Below are 20,148 nucleotides of genomic sequence, written 5' to 3'. Positions count from 1 at the left end.
CAGCCCATTTACACCATGCCTAAACGTACGGATTATATTCCCCAAATTCGGGAGTATTTACATGCATTATAAAAAGGGAACCAATAAAATTGGTCCCCTTTTTCATCTTGTAATCGTTATTTTACAAAATCAACGTGTAACAGTTACAGCTATTATTTGTAATACGAGGTGAATCAGCTATTTTAGATGCACACCTGTTACATACGCGCGGGTAAGCTTGGCAGTTTGTAGTAAAGCATCTACATGACAACGCTCGCGACCATGGGTGTTAAGGCAGGCCATACCAAAAGCACCACTCTTCATATTATTGCCAAGGCAATAAGCAGCAGAAGCATCCGTGGAATAGTGGAAGCAAACTTGCGTATTCCATTTGCCTGCATCGCACACGTTCTGAGCAGCACCAATAAGCTGATTAGACAGTTCCCAGTCATACGGTCCGCGCGCATCAGAAACAATGATGCCCACAGAGTGCTCATCACCATCATAATCTGGCCCAATCAAGGTAATATCCAATGCCACATACTCGCTTACCTCGTCAGGAACAAAGGCACCACCATGGCCAATCTCTTCAAAAATAGGAAATGCAAATAACGTATCAAACGCAGGGACTTCCCCCGTCTGCTTTAACCATTGCAGTGTGTCTAAAAGCACAGCTACTGCGGCCTTATCGTCAATATAACGACCGACCATATAACCATTGTCATACGACACAAAATGAGGATCAACAGCCACAACGGCACCAGGGGTTATCCCTAAAGAACGGGCGTCATCGGCAGTCTTGACGTCACCAATAATAGAAATGGACATATGGTCTTCATCGCGTGGGGTTTCTCGGCAGTCTGCAAAAACATGTACGGAATGCTTATTACAAATAACCTGACCATCTACCGCGTTACCATTGCGGCAATGAATGCGAACGGTCTCTCCTTCAATGGAGTGGTAATTGATACCACCAAGTTGACGCACGCGCAAGCTGCCATCATCATTAAAGCCTCGGACGATAAGACCAATGGTATCTAGGTGAGCTCCCAAACATACGGTCTTGCTGGAATCCTTGCCAGGCACCCGTACATATGCAGTAGCTTTATTATCCGTATACATGCTGTATCCCATGTGCTCCAGTATCTGTGCAAGATATGCATGGATTTCTGGATAATAGCCAACAGGGCTATCCACTTCAATGAGCTTGCGGGTGGTATCAATCAGATACTGAGCATCAATGTCATAGGTCATAGCGTTCTCGTTTCTTTGGTTTCTATACGGCGCCAGCGTGTAGCTCCTCTAAACTGATTACTGAGCTGGTGTTTGAACTGATGTTTGAGGCTTTGCATACAGCGCAACCAGCTCTTGCAACATATCTACCATTGCTTCCAACTCAGGCACGGGTACAAACTCACGCACACCATGCGCGTTATAGTAGCAGGCAGACAAATTAGCACAGGCAAATCCACGGAAAGATAACTGGCTGCCATCGGTACCGCCACGCATGGGAATACAGGTCATTTCTGTATTGATATGCGCATAGGCACTTCGTGCATTATCAATCAGATGCTTATACTCTGGTTTGGTAACTACGTCTGCCAGATTGTGATATTGGTCATGAGCCTCAACCGTTATCACGTCCTGACCATACTGTAAATTCATAAAGGCAGCTGCATCACGCATGGTCTTCTTGCGCTTCTCTACCAACGCTTGGTCATGATCGCGAATGATATAGTCTGCCTTGGCTTGTTCACAATCACCGCTCATACGTTCCAGATAGTAAAAGCCATCATAGCCCTCAGTATACTCAGGACGCTCCTGAGCAGGAATCATCTGATGGAACTTCATAAGAGCCTCGGAAGCGTTAATCATGACACCCTTGGCAGTACCCGTATGAACAGACAAGCCCTTGGCGCGTACGTTTACCTCGGCAGCATTAAAGGTTTCATAGCAAAACTCGCCCAGCGGGCCACCATCAATGGTATAGCCAAAACTTGCACCAAACTTCTTAAGATCCAACAAAGCAGCGCCATGACCAATCTCTTCGTCAGGCACAAACGCAATCGCAATGCGTGGATGAGGCAGCGAGGGATTATCTTTCAGACGTGCAAGCAATGAGACAATCATAGCTATACCGGCCTTATCATCACCACCTAGCAAAGAAGTACCATCTGTAGTGATAAGATCCCAGCCCACCATATTGGCAAGGTGCGCATTAGTCTGAGGAGAAACGTAAACTTCTTTACCATCACGATCAGTACCAATGATAAGCTTGCCACCTTCGTAATGCATAATGTGAGGATGAACCGGATTGCCATAGCTTTGCCAAGCAGTGTCTAAATGACAACATAAACCCAACGCAGGCAACTCTTGAGCCTCTGGCGATGCAGGCCAATGAGCTGTAAGATACGCATGCTCATCTACCGTTACATCTTGAGCGCCCAATTCTTCCAAATCTGCAGCAATCACCTGAGCCATATCAAACTGACCAGGTGTGGAAGGCACCTTGTCTGCAGTTAAAGGATTGGATTGTGAGGCAACTTCACAATACTTTATAAAGCGATCAACAACATCACTCATGACAAACCTCTCATAGCGATAGGGCCCGCTCTATACACGGGCCCTACCATTCACCTTTGATACACCTACTGCACAACTGCATTATCTGCCATACATGCTACCAGCGCAGGATTGAGCGAAAGTTCGCGCTGAGCATCAGAGAGCGCCTTATCATACAGATGACAAGCACACATATGGCCATCCTCAACCTCTATAAGCTTAGGAGCTTGTTCCGTACAAACTTTCATGCACTGAGTACAACGCGTATTAAACACACAGCCCTGAGGAGGATTGGTGGGACTTGGAACATCACCCTGCAAGATTTGTTTATCTTGAATGCGCTCATGTGCAATGCGAGGAATAACGTCTAAAAGCGCCTGCGTATACGGGTGAAGGGGCTTCTCGAAAAGAGCATCTTTGCTTGCTAGCTCCATCTCGTGGCCCAAATACATAACCATAACAGTATCGGAAATGTGCTTTACAACCGAAAGATCGTGACTAATAAAAATGTACGAGAGGCCCAAACGCTCCTGCAGTTCTTCAAGCAAGTTAATAACCTTTGCCTGAACGGAAACGTCCAAAGCAGATACAGGCTCGTCGCATACCACAATATCGGGCACCAGAGCAATTGCGCGAGCAATGCCAATACGCTGACGCTGGCCACCAGAAAACTCATGAGGATAGCGATACTTATATGAGAGGTCTAAATTAACAGCGTCCATAACCTCTTCAATACGACGATCGCGCTCTTCTTTAGTCTTACACACGCCTGCAATATCAAGAGGTTCTGCAATGATATCTGCAACGGTCATGCGAGGATTAAGTGAACTGTAGGGGTCTTGGAAGATGAGTTTGAGCTTCTGGCGCGCCTCGGTAAGTTCATTACCACGCAAACTGGTAAAGTCCGTATCTCCCACATAAACCTTACCGCTCGTGGGCTCAGTCAAACGCAAGATGCACTTGCCTGTAGTGGATTTGCCACAGCCAGACTCACCTACAATGGCAAAGGTCTCGCCACGATGTACCTCAAAAGATACATCTTCCAGTGCATGCACCATCTGAGCAGACTTGCCAAAAAAGCCCTTTTTAATGGGATAGTGTTTGGTAAGATGCTCTGCCTTAAGCACAACATCGTTGGTGTCATAGTTTTTACCCATGCCTACTCACCCCAGCTTTCGGTATACATCCAACAGGCAACCCTGTGGTTTTTATCGCCCTTAACCGTCTTAAACTGAGGAGCATGCCTGCGACAAATATCTTTTGCAAAGGGACAACGCGGATGAAATGGACAACCATCAGGCATCTCTGCCAACATGGGAACGTTACCAGGAATGGCATACAAGGTATCTACGGCAGAATCAAGCGAAGGAATAGAGTCGATAAGCCCTTTGGAATACGGATGAAGCGGATTAGTAAAGAGCTCGGGCGCCACAGTGTACTCCACCTTGTGTCCCGCATACATAACCAACACCCAGTCTGCCATCTCGGACACAACACCCATATCATGCGTAATAAGCATGACAGCTGTACCAAGCTCTGCGCGCATACGATCAATGAGCTGCAAAATCTGGGCCTGAATGGTTACATCCAACGCAGTGGTTGGCTCATCACAAATAAGCAATTCAGGCTGACAAGCCAATGCCATTGCAATCATGATGCGCTGACGCATGCCACCAGAAAGCTCATGCGGATAACTCTTAAAAACCTTCTCGGGAGCAGGAATGCCAACCAGTTTAATCATCTGAAGCGCACGCGTATCTGCTTCCTTTTTGCTCATATGAGCGTTATGGGCTAAGATTCCTTCGCGGATTTGTTTGCCTGCAGTCATAACAGGATTAAGCGACGTCATAGGCTCTTGGAAAATCATGCCGAGCTTGTTGCCACGATATTGACGCATCTCATCAGGTGTTAGTTTGGTCATGTCTACACCAGAGAGCTCAATAGAACCATTCGTAATCTTTGCGGGAGGTGTGGGCAACAACCCCATAACGGCTAAGGCAGTCATAGATTTACCACAGCCGGATTCTCCTACAACGGCAAGGGTTTCTCCCTTGCGCATGATAAACGACAAATCCGTAATGGCTGGAAGTGCCCCGTCTTCAGTAAAGAGGGTAACGCTTAGGTCCTTGACGCGCAGCAATACCTCACGACGACCGCCCTCCCTGAGGCGCTCATCCACCAAATCTTCTGCCAGTGCTGCATACTCCTGAGCCACGACATCGGAGTTAGTCACATGTTTTTTCTTTTCTTCGGTCATGTTTCCTCCCCCTATGAACGCATCTTGGGATCAAGCGCGTCGCGCAACGCATCGCCCAAAAGATTAAAGGCCATTACGGTAATGATTACAGCCAAGCCTGGAACAATTGAATAGTTGGTATTGGATTGAATATAGGGCTGCGATGCAGAAATCATCTGTCCCCAAGAAGACATGGGTGGCTGCACGCCCAAACCCAAGAATGATAACGAAGCCTCAGACAAAATCGCATTAGGAATGCCCAGTGTCGAAACAATAATGAGTGTAGACACACAGTTGGGAAGCAAGTGCTTCATAATAATGCGCCAGCTCTTACCACCACTCAAAATGCAAGATTGGATGTACTCAGAGCCCTTAAGACGCATGACATCGCCTCGTACCAAGCGTGCAGTACTCGTCCACATGAGCAAGCCTAAGGCTACATACAGGTTAGTTAGTCCGGGCCCCATTACAAACATCACAACAATGGCAAAGAGCAAGAAGGGAAATGACGAGAATACCTGGATGATAAAGGAAATAACGGCATCTACCCAACCGCCAAAGTATCCGGCACACACACCAGCAAAGAAGCCAATAAACAGCGCCAGCAGCTGAGAAACCACACCTACAGAAAGCGATACCCGACAGCCATAAATGACGCGTGACAAAATGTCACGACCAAACTCATCGGTACCAAACAAATGTGCAGCAGAAGGCTCCTGCAGCATATCTGCTAAAGATTGTGCATCTGGATTGTAAGGCGCCAACAGCGGTGCAAACAGAGCTACCAACACCAATACCGCAACAACAAACAGGCAAAACATACCTAACTTGTTCTTTTTAAAGATGTTCCAACTTACTGCCCAATAGCTTTCTGCACGCTTTTTAGAACCAGTAGTACGCTCGTTTACCTGGGCTTGCACAGCGGACGCGGCAACACGTTCGGCCTGCTGTACCTTCTTGGATTTTTTATCACTCGCAAACAGTGCCATTATTCTGCTGCCTCCCCTCCGAGTCGAATGCGTGGATCTACTACGGCGTAGAGAATGTCTACGAGCAAATACACAACAACACAGATAAACGCAATGTACATAACGCCACCCTCAATCAGAGGTAAGTCACGCGCGTTAATGGCATCAAGCAAAAGCTTGCCAACACCAGGAATACCAAAGACTGATTCTATAAGCAAAGAGCCTGTAAGGATATTTCCCAACTGCGTACCTGCAATGGTAATAATGGGAATCAAGGCATTACGCAAACCATGAACCAAAATGATGGCACGTGGCTTGAGTCCTTTGGCTTCTGCAGTACGCATAAAGTCTTGATTAAGTACGTCCAACATAGAGGTGCGTGTTACACGAGCAATAGATGCAGCATATTGGGCGCCTAAGGCAATTACGGGAAGAACGTAGCTAGCAGGTGTTTTTACACCAGACAGAGGGAACCACTTAAGCGTAAGTGCAAAGATAATCTGAACGATAATAGCTACCCAAAACGAAGGTGCCGAAATGCCCAAAATAGAAAGTGCCATAAGAGCGCGATCAATCCATTTACCATGAAAAACCGCGGCAGTAACACCAATAACCAAACCAAAAATCAACGCAAAAAGATAGGCAAAACCTGCAAGTGTTCCCGTAATAGCAATGGCCTTAGCGATAAGAGCAACAACGGGTTTCTTCTGTGTGTATGACACACCAAAGTCTCCCTGAACCATTCCCGTAAACCAGGAAACATACTGCTCTGGAACGGGCTTATCAAGACCCATGTTATGTCGTACCTGAGCAATGGTTTGCTCGTCAGCCATATCGCCCATCATAATGCGAATGGGATCTCCAGGAACGATATTCAGTACAAAAAATGTAATAAGCGAAATACAAAAAATAACGCCTAGTGCCTGTAAAATCCTCTTTGTGAGGAAACTCCTCATCTGGCCCCTCCTATCCTTCACTCGACACTACGTGCCTCAACGCCCATGCAAATCTACCAGGTATAGCTCTTTGTATGCACTGCTTGTATACGCTGCAAAAAAGATGAAACAAAGGCGCTGCTTTATTGTTGCAGCGCCTTTTTATGCGTTATACCTTGGACGTTACAAATACCTTACCCCGTGTAGTCGTCCTTAGAGGTATCGATATCAATATCAAACGCATGGTAAATCAAGTTGCCAACTTTGGCGTTCTTAACGTAGTCTTTTGCCACAAAAGAACCCTTAGGCCAGTACAGAGGAATCGTTGCATAATCCTCGCGCGTAAGCAGGTTGTCTGCTTGCTTGTAATTATCGGCACGCTGATCTTTATCTTGGCTGGTACGTGCTTCAGATACGAGCTTATCAAACTCGTCATTGCTATAGAATGAAGACTTCTTTGCAGCATTTTTACTATAAAAATACGTATACATGTGGTTATCTGCATCGGCATACAGCGGGAACCAACCCAAAGAAGTAATCTGCAGGTTGCCATCTGCCCAGTCACTTGACCACACACCAGCATCCTCAGTCTGAACGCTCAGCTCTACGCCAATCTTTTGCCAGTAGGCCTGTACTGCAGTAATCAATTTCTCAGACAAACCAGCACGTACCTTGGCAGAAAGCTTCAGATTACTTACGCCAGCCTCTTTAAGAAGCGCCTGTGCCTTATCCGCATCATACTCAAAAGCAGCAGCACTCTTGTCATAACCAGGAGTTGCAGGAGCAAGCCAACCAGAGCAGGCGGTGCCCTTGCCAGACAACATCGTGTCAATCATCTCTTGACGGTTAATAGCCAAAGAAAGTGCCTGGCGGACGCGCTTATCGGTCAGGCCCATATCATCCTTGAGGTTCAAATTGATGAACTGTACACCAAGCTGATCATAGCTGGTGATAAGGTCTTTGAGCTCGGGATCCTTAACGGCCTGGGCTACCTGCGTAGCATCCAAATCGCACATATCAATGTCGCCATTCTTGAATGCCTTTAGTTTTGTATTGAGGTCATCGTAGTAGACGTAGTGAACCTCATCCAAGGCAGGAGTGCCATCATGGTACTCTGCGAACTTCTCGAGAATAACCTCGTTAGTATCATCATTGGACTTAACTTTGTACTTACCAGTACCAACTACATCCGTACCAGTACCCCACTTGGTACCCGCCTTTTCGCAGGCATCTTTAGGGAAGATATGGGCATAGGAAATGCCAAGGTTATTGATGAACGATACCATAGGGGTAGAAAGCGTAAAGGTAAAGTGAGTGTCATCCTCAACGGTAAGACCCTCAAGCTCGGTAGCCGTACCAGCTAACATCTCGGGAGCACCCTTGATGACATCGTACATGTAAGTGGACTTAGCACCCGTAGTAGGGGTAAACATACGCTCAAAGGTGTATTTTACGTCCTTTGCGGTAAGCGTAGTACCATCATGGAACTTGATACCCTCTTTAAGCTCGCACTTAAGTGTGAGTGCGTCAGACTCAAACGTCGGAACTTCCTTGAGCAAGCAAGGAACAAGCTCGTTATCCTCGGTCCAACGCAAAGGAGCTTCAAAAATAGAATCTGCAATGGAGGAACTACCAGAAGACGTAGACTTCTGCATGTCGAGGCCCATCTTAGCGTTGGCCTGACCAAATTTAAAAATCTTCTTCTTGGAATCAGTGTTTGAGCCCGTACCTGCACAACCAGCAAGACCTGCGGTTGCAGCAGCGCCAGCTACAACAGCAGAACCCTTGAGGAAGCTACGGCGGCTAAAGGAATTCTCCAACATGCGCCCACCCTTTCATAGTCAACAATAGTCCTCACTGCCAAGATAAGGAATCTCAACTAGTGTTGCAACTGTACTATGAAGCATATTGATGTGCGCAACAAGCGTGTTTATCAATTAGAAATAGTAACGTTACCAAGATGATAAACAAAAGACCCGTCTCCATATTTTGAAGACGAGTCTTTATCAAGCTGTATATAAGACGTAAAGGTTTATTCCTCAGTAGTCTCTTCTGCAGGAGCCTCTACAGAAGTCTCAGCAGCGGCCTCAACCTCTGCCTCTGCTTCTACCTCAGACACTGCCTCAGCTGCAGCTGCAGCCTCGCCCTCAAGAGGTTCTACATCAATGTCAATACCCAAAGTCTCGGCAGCTGCCTTCATAGACAGGGAGATACGACGACGATCAAGGTCAATCTCCATTACCTTAACCTGTACGGTATCGCCAACCTTGCACACCTGTGCAGGTGCATCAACATGCTGCTTTGCCATCTCAGAGATGTGGACAAGACCCTCAATGCCATCACCAAGGTCAACAAAAGCGCCAAAGGTAACAAGCTTGGTTACGTCACCCTCAACGATTGCACCAACGGGGTACTTCTTAACAAGCGTGTGCCAAGGATCCTCGGTGGTTTGCTTAAGACCAAGGGAGATGCGCTCACGGTTAAGATCAACATCGAGCACCTGAACCTCAACCTCTTGACCAACCTTAACAACCTCAGAGGGGTGGTTAACGTGGTTCCAAGAAAGCTCAGAGATGTGGATAAGACCGTCAATACCGCCAAGGTCAACAAAGGCACCAAAGTCAACAATGGAGGATACGTTACCCTTAAGACGCATACCAGACTGAAGCTTGGTAAGAATCTCGGAACGCTCTGCCTTACGAGCCTCCTCAAGAACAACGCGACGAGAAAGAACAACGTTATTACGGTTGCGATCCATCTCGATAACGCGAGCCTCAATGCGAGTACCCATGTATGCAGCAAGGTCCTTAACACGACGAAGGTCAACCAAGGAAGCGGGCAAGAAGCCGCGCAGGCCGATATCAAGAATCAGGCCGCCCTTAACAACCTCAATAACCTCACCCTCAACGTTCTCGCCACCATTGAACTTCTCTTCAATGCGATTCCAAGCGCGCTCATACTCAGCACGCTTCTTGGAAAGGATAAGACGGCCGTCCTTGTCCTCCTTCTGGAGAACCAATGCCTCAATCTCATCACCCATGTTTACGATGTCAGCAGGGTTAGCGTCCTTGCGAATGGACAGCTCGCGAACAGGAATTACACCCTCAGACTTAAAGCCGATGTCCAGCAGGACCTCATCGCGCTCAATCTTGACGATAGTACCAGTTACCAGATCATTCTCGTCAAAGTCGGTAATAGTACCGTCGATGAGGTTGTTCATCTCCTCGTCAGAAATGTCGTCGAGAGAGAAGATGGACGAGTTCTGAATCTCACTCAAAGGTGGACCCCTTTCAAAAGCGGGGCCCCGATTGCCATGGTCATCGCCTGCAGTGTAGAAAGAGTTCCTGACACCAACTACGGAAAATTACATGCTCGGGGGCCAACAGATACGGATGTATGTCCGTCCTAGACATACGTTTGACAGAATAACCGTTTTATGCTGGTGATTTCAAGCTAAAAGCGCACTTTGTTGAGGAAATATTGAGGAAAAATCATTATTACTCGTTTTGGAGCACATAAAAGTCGAACAAATCTCAAGAAACATGAGCATTATACAGAAGTTTATTATCATCTTGTAAGTTCATGAAGGTGTGTGCGTCCACAACATATGACGTAATAAACGATACAATGCAGTCTGTAATGAGTTGTAACATATAAACATGCAAGCTATATCAGCTTAACCTTATATACGATTTATATGCGACCAGAGAGGTGCAGGACGCCAGTGGATACAACTGCCTATGCCAATCATTTGACCATCCTTAAAGAAGAACTTGTGTGTGCGCTTGGGTGCACCGAGCCCATTGCCGTTGCCTTCGCAGCAGCACTTGCTCAAGGAGCACTTCCCTGTCGTGCCGAGAAACTCAGCGTAGTATGCAGCGGCAACATTATTAAGAATGTAAAAAGCGTAACCGTCCCCAACTCTGACGGCATGCGTGGCATTGAAGCGGCAGCAACACTGGGTTGTGTTGGCGGAGACCCCACGCGCGTACTAGAGGTGCTACAAGCGGTCACTCCCGATGATATTACTCACACTAACACCTTACTTAAACAGGGGTTTTGTGAGGTTGAGCTTGCAGAAGGTGTTCCCAATCTGTATGTACGTATACAAGCTGAGGGCAAGGGGCACACCTCAGTTGCTTGTTTAGTAGAACGCCACACCAACGTAACGGAACTAAGCTTGGATGGTGCACCTGTTGAGGTAGCTGGATTTGGTGCCGGTGTATCCAACTGTAACGACACCAATGCAGCAAGCGCCGAGCGCGCAGCTTTATCTCTCAGCTCCATTTGGGATTTTGCTCATGAGGTTATATGCTCTGACATCGAAGAGCTTATCAACAACCAAATTGAGCGCAATCGTGCCATCTCCCATGAAGGATTAAAAAACTCATGGGGCGCTAATATTGGGTCTACCCTGCTCGCAAGCCGCCCACATGACATTTCCTGTCGCGCACGTGCTGCAGCCGCTGCTGGCTCTGATGCCCGCATGAGTGGATGTCCTATGCCTGTAGTCATTAACTGTGGCAGTGGCAATCAAGGCATTACCTGTTCTCAGCCTGTTGTGGAATACGCAGCAGAGCTAGGGGCAGATCACGAGAAACTCATTCGCGCAGTTGCTATGTCTGATTTAGTTGCTGTGCACGTAAAACACTACATTGGCGAGCTGTCTGCATTTTGTGGTGCTGTTTCCGCTGCCTGTGGTGCTGGTGCAGCTATTACCTACTTGCGTGGGGGTTCCTTAGCTCAATTTGAAGCAACGGTCGTAAACACACTTGCTAACGTTGGTGGCATTGTATGCGATGGAGCAAAGCCCAGCTGCGCAGCTAAAGTATCCGCTTCCGTTGACGCTGCAATTCTTGGCTGCGATATGGCTCTATCTGATCACAACTTCAAAGCAGGCGATGGCCTTGTTGGAGAAAACGCTGAAGAGACCATTCGTTCCATGGGCTACGTTGGCAGAGTTGGCATGCACCCCACTGATGTAGAGATTCTCAACATTATGATTGGCAAAACAGACGTTAACGCTCACGTTTAAGCTTCTATAAAACCTGTATCTTCAATGAGTTCGGAACCATCAGCTGCGGTAGTGGCAAGCTCATCACAGCGCTCATTTAGCGCGTGACCAGCATGTCCCTTAACCCATACCCAATGCACGGCATGTTTGTGAGCGGCCGCAAGCAAGCGCTGCCATAAGTCTACGTTTTTAACGGGCTGCTTGTTAGAAGTCTTCCAACCACGCTTAATCCAGCCTGCTACCCAACGCTGATTAAAAGCGTTAACCACATACTGAGAATCGCTATGAAGCTCTACGTTACAGGGTCGTTTAAGTGCTTCAAGCGCCACAATAACAGCTAAAAGTTCCATCCGATTGTTGGTAGTTTTGTAATACCCTTGGCTCAGCTCAAGGGTTTTAGTCTCTCCAACAGAGTTGGTATACCTTAGCACGGCGCCATACCCACCTCGCCCAGGATTGCCACGAGAAGCCCCATCGGTATAAATAAGCACCTCGGGACCTTGAAGCGCCTCAGAAGAAGGAACTTCTTCTGGCTTAAAGGAAAAATCGTCAAAACTTGCCATATCAGCTATCCTACTTTGCTTCAGCCCAGTTATTGCCATATGAAGGCTCTGCAATCAAGGGAACGCTCAAGGTACACACGCCTTCCATTTGCTCTTGAGCCAAACGAGAAACTAGCTCGAGCTCATCAGTAGGAACTTCAAAATCCAACTCATCATGAATTTGTAAAACAAGCTTTGCACGCAAGCCTTGTTTAACCAACTCGTTTTGAACACGTACCATTGCAATCTTGATGATATCTGCCGCACTGCCCTGCATGGGATGATTCATAGCGGTGCGTTCTGCAAACGAGCGAAGCTGAAAGTTCCGGCTATTAATGTCTGCGGTATAGCGGCGACGCCCATACATAGTAGTTACAAAGCCCTGCTCATGAGCAAGTTTAATCTGTTGTTTAAGGTATGCATCAACGCCAGGATATGCCTCAAAATAGCGGTCAATCATAGCTTGTGCCTCGGCACGAGGAATACCTAAAGAAGTGGCTAATCCATATGCCTGCTGGCCATATACAATGCCAAAATTAACGGCCTTAGCGCGACTGCGCAATGTAGGTGTAACCTCTTCTATGGACAATCCAAATACACGAGCTGCTGTTGCAGCATGAAAATCCATGCCACTATTAAAGGCAGCAATCAAATGTTGATCACCAGACAAGTGTGCAAGTAAACGCAATTCAATCTGAGAGTAATCGCATGCCAAAAAGACGCTCTTTGGAGGCACCGAGAAAGCCGTACGTACCCGATGGCCCAACTCAGAACGGGTGGGAATATTTTGCAAGTTTGGATCAGAACTGGACAAACGACCCGTTGCTGCAACCGTTTGATTAAAGGTGGTATGAATACGACCATCACCGCGAATAAGCTCTGGTAAAGCATCCAAATAGGTTGACTTAATCTTTGTACGCTCACGGTATTCCAACACCTCTGCCACACGCTCATCTTTTTGAGCCAAATCGCTGAGCACCTTTGCATTGGTAGAGTAAAAACCCTTCTTAGTCTTCTTAAGACCAAAGCTTGGCAAGCCCCATACATCAAACAACACATGCGATAGTTGCTCAGGGGAATTAACCTTGAACTTCTCGCCAGCTTCTTGCTGAATATGGGCAACCATGCGGTCAATTTCTACGCCCAATTCCTGTGATTGCTTGCGAAGTTCTACCGCATCCGCATGTAAACCATTGCGCTCCATAGCTGCCAATACCACCAATAAGGGCATTTCTACGGCATAAAACAGCTCATCTGCATGGGTCTGTTTAAGCAGATTGGTCAAGACGTCTTGCAGCACACGAGCCACCCATGCATCAATGGCTTGCTCAGAATAAGTGGCATGCGCCTCAGGCAACGTAGTCTTAAGGTAGTGCTGAGCCAATGCAGCTGTCGAGAAACTCGTCTTGTCAGAATCGAGCAAATACCCTGCTACACCCACATCAAAAATGCGTGCAGAATCAATATGGCTATAAGACATAAGCGCCGTCTGTGAAGAATCAGGTGGCATGACCATGTGCACCAACTGTTTGACATCAGACGATACAATCTTGCCGGCCTCAAACAGCTGCTGCAATGTAGCTAGGGCATCATCACCATCAAAACGTGCCAGTGCCTCATCCGTGGCCACCCACAACACATTGGTGGCATCGCCTAAATCCAATGCCAATTGGCCAACAGCACTTCCCTGCTCAAGTGCTACGCCAACCCACAGGCCCTTCTGGATAGCAGACGCCACAAGCGCAGTAGCATCCTTGCCCTCTGCCGGCTTGGGAAGCGCAGAAAAAGCACTTTTGGGCGTTTGTACGCTACCGCCTGCCAGCGCAACAATACGCTGAAGCACGCCCGTAAAACCTAAATCAGAAAAAGCCTGGGAAACCTCTGCTAATGCCTTATCAGAGGTAAATGCGGGGAACTGAACTTCAGATAATTCCAGCTCAATAGGAGCATCAGTGCGAATGGTTGCCACTTTGCGGCTCAAAAGCGCATCTTCCTTATGCGCCCGTAAGTTCTCACCCATTTTGCCCGTTACTTCATCTGCGTGGGCAAGTACTTCATCCAAACTGCCATACTGCATAATAAGTGCAGCAGCCTTCTTGGGACCAATACCAGGAACGCCAGGGATATTATCCGAGCTATCGCCCTTAAGGCCATAAAAATCAGGAACAAGCGCGGGTGTAATGCCGTTATACAAATCACTCACAGAATCTGGCGTCATAATGGATACATCTGTAATGCCTTTGCGAGTAGACACAATATGCACCAAGTCTGTAGATAACTGATACATATCACGATCGCCCGTCACCAACAGCATGGTATAGCCCGCCTGTTCTCCACGACGAGCCAACGTACCCAAAATGTCATCGCCTTCCCAACCCTCACACTCCATTACGGGAACACGCATCGTACGAAGCAGCTCTTTAACCATGGGAAATTGTGCATGCAAATCTGGATCCATAGGCGGGCGCTGAGCCTTATATTGCGGAAGCATTTCCATGCGTATCTGAGGACGACCCTTATCAAAAGCGCAGACTATGCCATCAGGCGAGAAGCTCTCGTAGAACTTGACAAACATATTAAAGAAACCAAACAAAGCATTGGTGGGGCGACCATCTGGTGCCTGCATGGGTTGAGAAATGGCATGAAATGCACGGTGCATAAGTGAGTTGCCGTCAATAACAGCAATGGTTTTTTTAGTGGAGGTAGCTTGCGTCATAGGTTCCTCTTTAAATAGTCAAACAAAAGCACGGACTCATCGGACTAAAACTCATACATATCTTGCAAGTGTGGTCTTAATTGTACCCGCCACAAGGACCTGACATAAAACGACGTCTCAAGGCAACAAAACACACGCAGATACATCAGGCAAACACAAAATATCTTATTTTTTCATGTATATATCACAAAAATGCACTTTTTTGTTACAAATCAGATTTAATGCTTCAAAGTGGGTTATAAATCCTTTATCACAAATTATGTGATAAGTTCATAGCCCACGAGCTGTGGTATGTAAGAGAGGCATTTGCATGGCTAATCAAGAAAAAGTGGTCATTTCCGACGCTCTACGCTCCATCATTTCCGCTAAGGGAACAACTCAGTCCGAGCTTGCTAAGGCTCTTGGCGTAAGCCAGCCTGCCATCGCTTCTGTTCTGGCTGTTGGTAACCCTCAGACCCGTGTTCTTAACAAGATTTTGGATGTATTGGGATATCGTCTGCTTATCCAACCTAAGGGTGCAGCCCTTCCCGAGAACGCAATTGAGGTTGTTCCTCGTTCTGACGAGAAGTAATTCTCGCAAGAAGTAATGTGTAGACTGCGCTCACACAAATTTGTATCAGTGCAGTAAGCCTACACACTACAGCACAAACAACAAAGTTTTAACGTGATAGGAGCTCGACGTGTGGCAGCAGCCATCATAACGTCGGGCTCCTGCGTTGCAATTGTGAACCCACCTCTCATAAGGTGGGTGCCCTACTTGCCTGTTCCGGCTTCCTCAACAACGAAGGATCCCCGTACTAAGCACAAGAACCAGGCTCCCTGAAAAAACTTGTCGGTTCACCCAGTTAGCTCGCAGGAGCTCGACACCTTTACTATACAAAATAGATAAATTGATACCAGTCTTGACTTACTAGAAGTTATGGCGTGTACTTAAACTTACCGTGTAAACATGCGTTCACGCGCTCGTGTTCGCTCCATCGTAGGAGTAGTACCACGTGAGTTCATATATTCCATACATGTGTGTATACCTTGTTGCCCTTATCGCAACTGTTATTACTACCCCACTAGCTAAGCTTATTGCTCGTAAAGTTGGTTCTATCGATAAGCCCGGTAAGCGGCGCATCAATAAAACACCTATCCCGCGCATGGGTGGCATTGCTGTTTTTATTGGCCTGGTTGCTGCAGCGGTAACGCAATATATTGGTACCACTCGCTACCTGTGGCCTATCGTGCTTGTCCCCCATCCGGGCATGTCCGTTAACTATTACTTACTTGCTGCCTCTCTAACGTGTATCTTTTTTGTGGGTGTATTGGACGATATATTCTCGCTCAAACCACTCGTCAAATTCACAGGGCAGATTATTGCTGCCGTTATTGCTGTGTGTGGCGGCCTTGTTATTGGCAATATTTATAACCCACTTACCGAGAGTGAAATTGTTCTCGGTTTCTTAACCTATCCCATAACCATTATGTATTTGGTTGCCTACTGTAACATCATTAACTTAATCGACGGCTTGGATGGCCTTGCTTCTGGCATTACCTGCATAGCAAGCCTTACTATGTTTGTATTAGCTACTGCTGCAGGACGCTTGGATGCTGCGGCACTTTCTATTGCGTTAGCTGGTACCACCCTAGGATTTTTGCGCTTTAACTTCAATCCTGCCAGCATCTTTTTGGGTGACTCAGGTTCCTTGTTGCTAGGGTTTACTTTAGGCGCAATTTCTTTGCTTAACGTAACACGCGTTGCCGGTCTTACCACCATTATTATTCCTTTGTTAGTAGCGAGCATTCCTATTATTGATACACTCTCTGCCATTGTGCGCCGCAAGCGTGCTCATGTAAGTATTGGACAAGCCGATAAGGGCCACATCCACCATAGGCTTATCCAAAGTGGCTTTGACCAGCGTCAAGCAGTACTTCTTATTTATGCATGGACCGCCATGTTATGCATTGGCTCCTTTGTTATGACAAAGGTTCCGGTCTGGCCTCGCATGATTATCTTTATTGTTTTGATTGTTGCGTCAGGTAGCTTTGCTTCCAAGCTTCATTTGTTTGAGCCAGTATTGCTTCATCACTATGATCCAGAAGCAGATGACGATGTACTTATTACACCTGATAACCCCGCCTTTGAACAAGAGGCTAAAGCGCAAAAGCTTGAGGGCAGCACTCTGCGCAAGCGCCTCAAAAAACGTAAGAACAAGCACTCATAAGACTATAGCGTGAGACAAGTTTCATACATTCGCTATATAGGCTGATGTTTTTCTCTCAGTATTTTCTTTGCAGTAAAACTCACTTTTTTTGATATTATGGTAGGATATGCTGTTCAAACCACTCTTCTTGGAATAGCTTTTTTCCTTTTGATATTTATGGGTTACCTGAATAAAGCATCCGGTTTTTCCATTATCGCCGTTATTTTGATAAGCGGGATTATATTATGGATATATGCTTTATATTTACGAACACAGGGACCGGATAATTAGATTTTGATAGAAACTGTAAAAACAGAAACCCGAGAAGCTCACGTGAACTTCTCGGGTTATTGCATACAAGCTATATCTGCGTACTGGAAGCTACTCAGCAGCCTCTACTGCCTTTTTAGCAATAGCTACAAGGTCTGCAAATGCTGCAGAATCCTCATAGGCAATCTGAGCCAAAACCTTACGGTCAAGCTCTACACCAGCAAGCTTAAGACCATGCATGAACACGGAGTAGCTCATGTCATTAATGCGAGCTGCAGCGTTAATACGCTGAATCCAAAGACGACGAATGTCGCGCTTCTTGCTGCGACGATCACGATACTGATACTGCAAAGAATGCTGCATCTGCTCCTTCATACCACGAAGGGTACGAGAGGAAGTTCCGTAATAACCCTTAGTACGCTCTTGGAGGGTGTGACGCTTCTTTTTGGCGTTAACTGCGCGCTTTACACGTGCCATATGTAATCAACTCCTTGTGAGTGAAATGCTCTTACTGACGCTTAAGCGCCTACTTACCCATACGTACCGATACATTCTTTGCATCGGCTGCGGAAACAACGGCTTCTTGACGGAAACCACGAATACGCTTCTGAGACTTCTTGGTAAGGATGTGGCTCTTAAATGCCTTAGCGCGCATAATCTTGCCGGTACCAGTTTTACGGAAACGCTTGGCGGTTCCCTTGTGAGTCTTCATCTTTGGCATACTAGTTCTCCTTCTTGTTTGCAGAATCGTCATCCATCATGGGCTTCTCATCAAAAGCGCCCTTAATAGGAGCGACGAGCATGTGCATGTTACGGCCCTCCATCTTGGGCTGAGCTTCTACATTTGCAAAAGGCTTTAAGTCTTCTGCAAGACGCTCAAGAACATTGAGACCCTGCTCAGGATGGGCCATCTCACGTCCACGGAACATAATCGTGATTTTGACGCGTGCGCCCTTCTTAAGGAAGCGAAGCACATGGCTCTTCTTGGTCTCGTAGTCGCCCACATCAATCTTGGGACGGAACTTCATTTCCTTGACCTCAACCTTGGCCTGATTCTTGCGAGCAGCCTTGGCCTTGCGGTCCTGCTCATACTTGAACTTGCGATAGTCCATCACCTTGCATACAGGAGGCTCTGCATTGGGAGCAATCTCAACAAGGTCAAGACCGCGCTCGTCAGCAAGACGCAATGCGTCAGAAACACCGAACAAGCCCAACTGAGAACCATCTTCGCCAATAAGGCGGCAGGTACGAGCGGTGATTTCCTCGTTTACACGAGGACCCTGGGGTTTGGCTATCTTCCTACACCTTCCTCTCTGTGCGGCACAGCCGCATAAAAATACCCAGACGACGCATACGCATCCATCTGGGACTTACGGCTCGCACAAAGACTGGCGAGAAGAACTATCCGTTTGCCTACCAGACAGCTGCCAAGAGGGCGCCGTTCAGGTGGGAATCCACGTGCCTGATTCCGCTTCTCCAACGCGCATACGCGCGAACTCGTTCTATATTAGAGATAGCTGCTGCCAAACGCAAGAAAAGATACCCTTAGATGCTGTGCTCCCAAACAAACACACATTCAGTGCATATTTTTTGGACTGTGGTTGGACTGTGTTTGCGCTAGAGTAGAGATGATTACCTCATATTAAGGGAGTATTATGGCCGACTTTGTTTTAACTTGTTGCTCCACCGTAGATGTCTCTGAAGAGTTTTTGCGTGCTCACGCTATCCCCTCTATCGACTTTAATTACATGCTCGACGACGTCTGGTACAAAGATGATTTTGGTAAATCCAATACACCTCGTAGTATGTTTGCAAAAATGCTTGCAGGTGCCCAAGCTACAACCTCTCAGGTTAACGTTGGCGACTACATAGATTTTTGGCGTCCTCTACTTGCCGATGGCAATGATGTTTTACATGTTACCTTGTCCTCTGGCATCTCTGGAACATACCAATCTGCATGCAACGCAGCTAGCATCTTGGCACAGGAGTTTCCTCATCAAAAGCTGTATATCGTAGACTCTCTTTGCGCGAGCGCTGGGTATGGCTTGTTAGTAAGTAAACTTGCTCAGATGCGTGATAGTGGTATGTCTATTGACCAGACGCGCGATTGGGCAGAAGCCCATAAAACTGAGGTACAAAGCTGGTTCTTCTCAACAGACTTACGATTTTTTATTAAGGGTGGACGCATTTCCAAGACAGCAGGCACGGTAGGCAGCATGCTTCATATATGTCCTTTGATGCATGTTGCCCCCGATGGTTCGCTTGCAGTTAAGGAAAAGATTCGTACTAAAAAGCGTGCCAGTAAGCGTGTGGTTTCTCTTATGGAAGAGACCTGCCACAATGGTTTTGACTATACGGACGAGGTGTTTATAAGCCATTCGGATTGTTTAGAAGATGCCCAGGAAGTGGCCAAGCTCATTGCTCAGGCGTTCCCCAAGGCTCAACCTGCACAAATCTTTAACATTGGCGCTACCATTGGCGTACATACAGGTCCTGGTACGGTAGCAACTTTTTGGTGGGGCACTCCTCGTAAGGATTAGAGTAACAACTAGACGCGCCATGAATATTTTTGCGTCGTCTCGTACCACTTGTTCATTTTTTCTGCTATAGTTTGTAACGCGCAATGCGCGTATGCCTGAGTGGTGGAATTGGCAGACGCGACGGATTCAAAATCCGTTGTCCGCAAGGACGTGTGAGTTCGAGTCTCACCTCAGGCACCATACAAAAGCAAGAGCCC

The 20,148-nt window shown here is 47.0% G+C and carries 17 protein-coding genes and 1 tRNA gene; 5 read left to right on the top strand and 13 right to left on the bottom strand.

The features are described from left to right. Nucleotides 1-177 precede the first annotated feature (177 nt). The 8 genes from SPD80_RS02140 to rpsA all read right to left on the bottom strand — a co-directional run bounded on the left by SPD80_RS02140 (nt 178) and on the right by rpsA (nt 9,957). The gene (locus tag SPD80_RS02140) at nt 178-1,233 is read right to left on the bottom strand and encodes a M20/M25/M40 family metallo-hydrolase (RefSeq protein ID WP_320828282.1); all 1,056 of its coding nucleotides are present in this window, start codon (nt 1,231-1,233) and stop codon (nt 178-180) included. Between the two features lie 57 nt (nt 1,234-1,290). After that, nucleotides 1,291-2,562, bottom strand: coding sequence for a peptidase T (gene pepT, locus SPD80_RS02135; protein ID WP_320605850.1), 1,272 nt, complete (start codon nt 2,560-2,562; stop codon nt 1,291-1,293). A 65-nt stretch (nt 2,563-2,627) separates the two neighbouring features. Continuing rightward, the gene (locus SPD80_RS02130) at nt 2,628-3,698 is read right to left on the bottom strand and encodes a dipeptide ABC transporter ATP-binding protein (protein ID WP_320828280.1); all 1,071 of its coding nucleotides are present in this window, start codon (nt 3,696-3,698) and stop codon (nt 2,628-2,630) included. 2 nt (nt 3,699-3,700) lie between these two features. Continuing rightward, nucleotides 3,701-4,798, bottom strand: a complete 1,098-nt coding sequence (locus SPD80_RS02125) for an ABC transporter ATP-binding protein (RefSeq protein ID WP_320828279.1) — start codon at nt 4,796-4,798, stop codon at nt 3,701-3,703. An 11-nt stretch (nt 4,799-4,809) separates the two neighbouring features. Continuing rightward, nucleotides 4,810-5,766, bottom strand: coding sequence for an ABC transporter permease (locus tag SPD80_RS02120; RefSeq protein WP_320605047.1), 957 nt, complete (start codon nt 5,764-5,766; stop codon nt 4,810-4,812). Continuing rightward, nucleotides 5,766-6,701: an ABC transporter permease gene (locus tag SPD80_RS02115; RefSeq protein WP_320605049.1), complete on the bottom strand. Its 936-nt coding sequence runs from the start codon at nt 6,699-6,701 to the stop codon at nt 5,766-5,768. The genes SPD80_RS02120 and SPD80_RS02115 overlap by 1 nt, the downstream gene beginning before the upstream one ends. A gap of 173 nt (nt 6,702-6,874) precedes the next feature. Beyond that, on the bottom strand, nt 6,875-8,503 hold the full coding sequence (locus SPD80_RS02110; RefSeq protein WP_320828278.1) for an ABC transporter substrate-binding protein: 1,629 nt from the start codon (nt 8,501-8,503) through the stop codon (nt 6,875-6,877). 209 nt (nt 8,504-8,712) lie between these two features. Next, nucleotides 8,713-9,957, bottom strand: coding sequence for a 30S ribosomal protein S1 (gene rpsA, locus SPD80_RS02105; RefSeq protein WP_320605053.1), 1,245 nt, complete (start codon nt 9,955-9,957; stop codon nt 8,713-8,715). Between the two features lie 447 nt (nt 9,958-10,404). Here rpsA and SPD80_RS02100 point away from each other — a divergent pair, with 447 nt between their 5' ends. Beyond that, on the top strand, nt 10,405-11,715 hold the full coding sequence (locus SPD80_RS02100; RefSeq protein ID WP_320605055.1) for a serine dehydratase subunit alpha family protein: 1,311 nt from the start codon (nt 10,405-10,407) through the stop codon (nt 11,713-11,715). Here the strand turns inward: SPD80_RS02100 and rnhA are convergent. Together rnhA and polA are read right to left on the bottom strand one after the other, a co-directional pair. Continuing rightward, a complete protein-coding gene (rnhA, locus tag SPD80_RS02095; protein ID WP_320605057.1) occupies nt 11,712-12,257 on the bottom strand; it encodes a ribonuclease HI in 546 nt (181 codons plus the stop codon). The two genes, SPD80_RS02100 and rnhA, sit on opposite strands and share 4 nt — an antisense overlap. Nucleotides 12,258-12,267: 10 nt before the next feature. Then, entirely contained in the window at nt 12,268-14,952 is a 2,685-nt protein-coding gene (polA, locus tag SPD80_RS02090) for a DNA polymerase I (protein ID WP_320605059.1), read from the bottom strand. A 310-nt stretch (nt 14,953-15,262) separates the two neighbouring features. Between polA and SPD80_RS02085 the strand changes: the two genes are divergently transcribed. Beyond that, a complete protein-coding gene (locus tag SPD80_RS02085; protein WP_320605060.1) occupies nt 15,263-15,523 on the top strand; it encodes a helix-turn-helix transcriptional regulator in 261 nt (86 codons plus the stop codon). A gap of 424 nt (nt 15,524-15,947) precedes the next feature. Continuing rightward, nucleotides 15,948-17,162, top strand: a complete 1,215-nt coding sequence (locus tag SPD80_RS02080; protein ID WP_320828276.1) for an MraY family glycosyltransferase — start codon at nt 15,948-15,950, stop codon at nt 17,160-17,162. 360 nt (nt 17,163-17,522) lie between these two features. On the opposite strand, the gene rplT is transcribed toward SPD80_RS02080, so the two are convergent. Genes rplT through infC form a run of 3 tightly spaced genes read right to left on the bottom strand, consistent with a single transcriptional unit; the run spans nt 17,523 to nt 18,706 of the window. Beyond that, on the bottom strand, nt 17,523-17,888 hold the full coding sequence (gene rplT / locus SPD80_RS02075) for a 50S ribosomal protein L20 (RefSeq protein ID WP_320605070.1): 366 nt from the start codon (nt 17,886-17,888) through the stop codon (nt 17,523-17,525). Between the two features lie 49 nt (nt 17,889-17,937). After that, nucleotides 17,938-18,132, bottom strand: coding sequence for a 50S ribosomal protein L35 (gene rpmI, locus SPD80_RS02070; RefSeq protein WP_002563965.1), 195 nt, complete (start codon nt 18,130-18,132; stop codon nt 17,938-17,940). Nucleotide 18,133: 1 nt separating this feature from the next. After that, nucleotides 18,134-18,706 carry a translation initiation factor IF-3 gene (infC, locus tag SPD80_RS02065; protein ID WP_320828303.1) on the bottom strand — a complete coding sequence of 191 codons (573 nt, stop codon included), beginning with the start codon at nt 18,704-18,706 and terminating at the stop codon, nt 18,134-18,136. Nucleotides 18,707-19,066: 360 nt separating this feature from the next. On the opposite strand from infC, the gene SPD80_RS02060 reads away from it, so the two are divergent. Both SPD80_RS02060 and SPD80_RS02055 read left to right on the top strand, forming a co-directional pair. Then, nucleotides 19,067-19,951: a DegV family protein gene (locus tag SPD80_RS02060; RefSeq protein ID WP_320828274.1), complete on the top strand. Its 885-nt coding sequence runs from the start codon at nt 19,067-19,069 to the stop codon at nt 19,949-19,951. A 93-nt stretch (nt 19,952-20,044) separates the two neighbouring features. Continuing rightward, nucleotides 20,045-20,131, top strand: a tRNA-Leu gene (locus tag SPD80_RS02055). The last annotated feature ends 17 nt before the right edge of the window (nt 20,132-20,148 follow it).

Origin of the sequence: Atopobium sp., from assembly GCF_034113385.1 — a bacterium.
Lineage (GTDB): Bacteria > Actinomycetota > Coriobacteriia > Coriobacteriales > Atopobiaceae > Atopobium.
The sequence above is the reverse complement of the archived record's forward strand: the minus strand, read 5'-3'. Positions and strand labels throughout refer to the sequence as shown.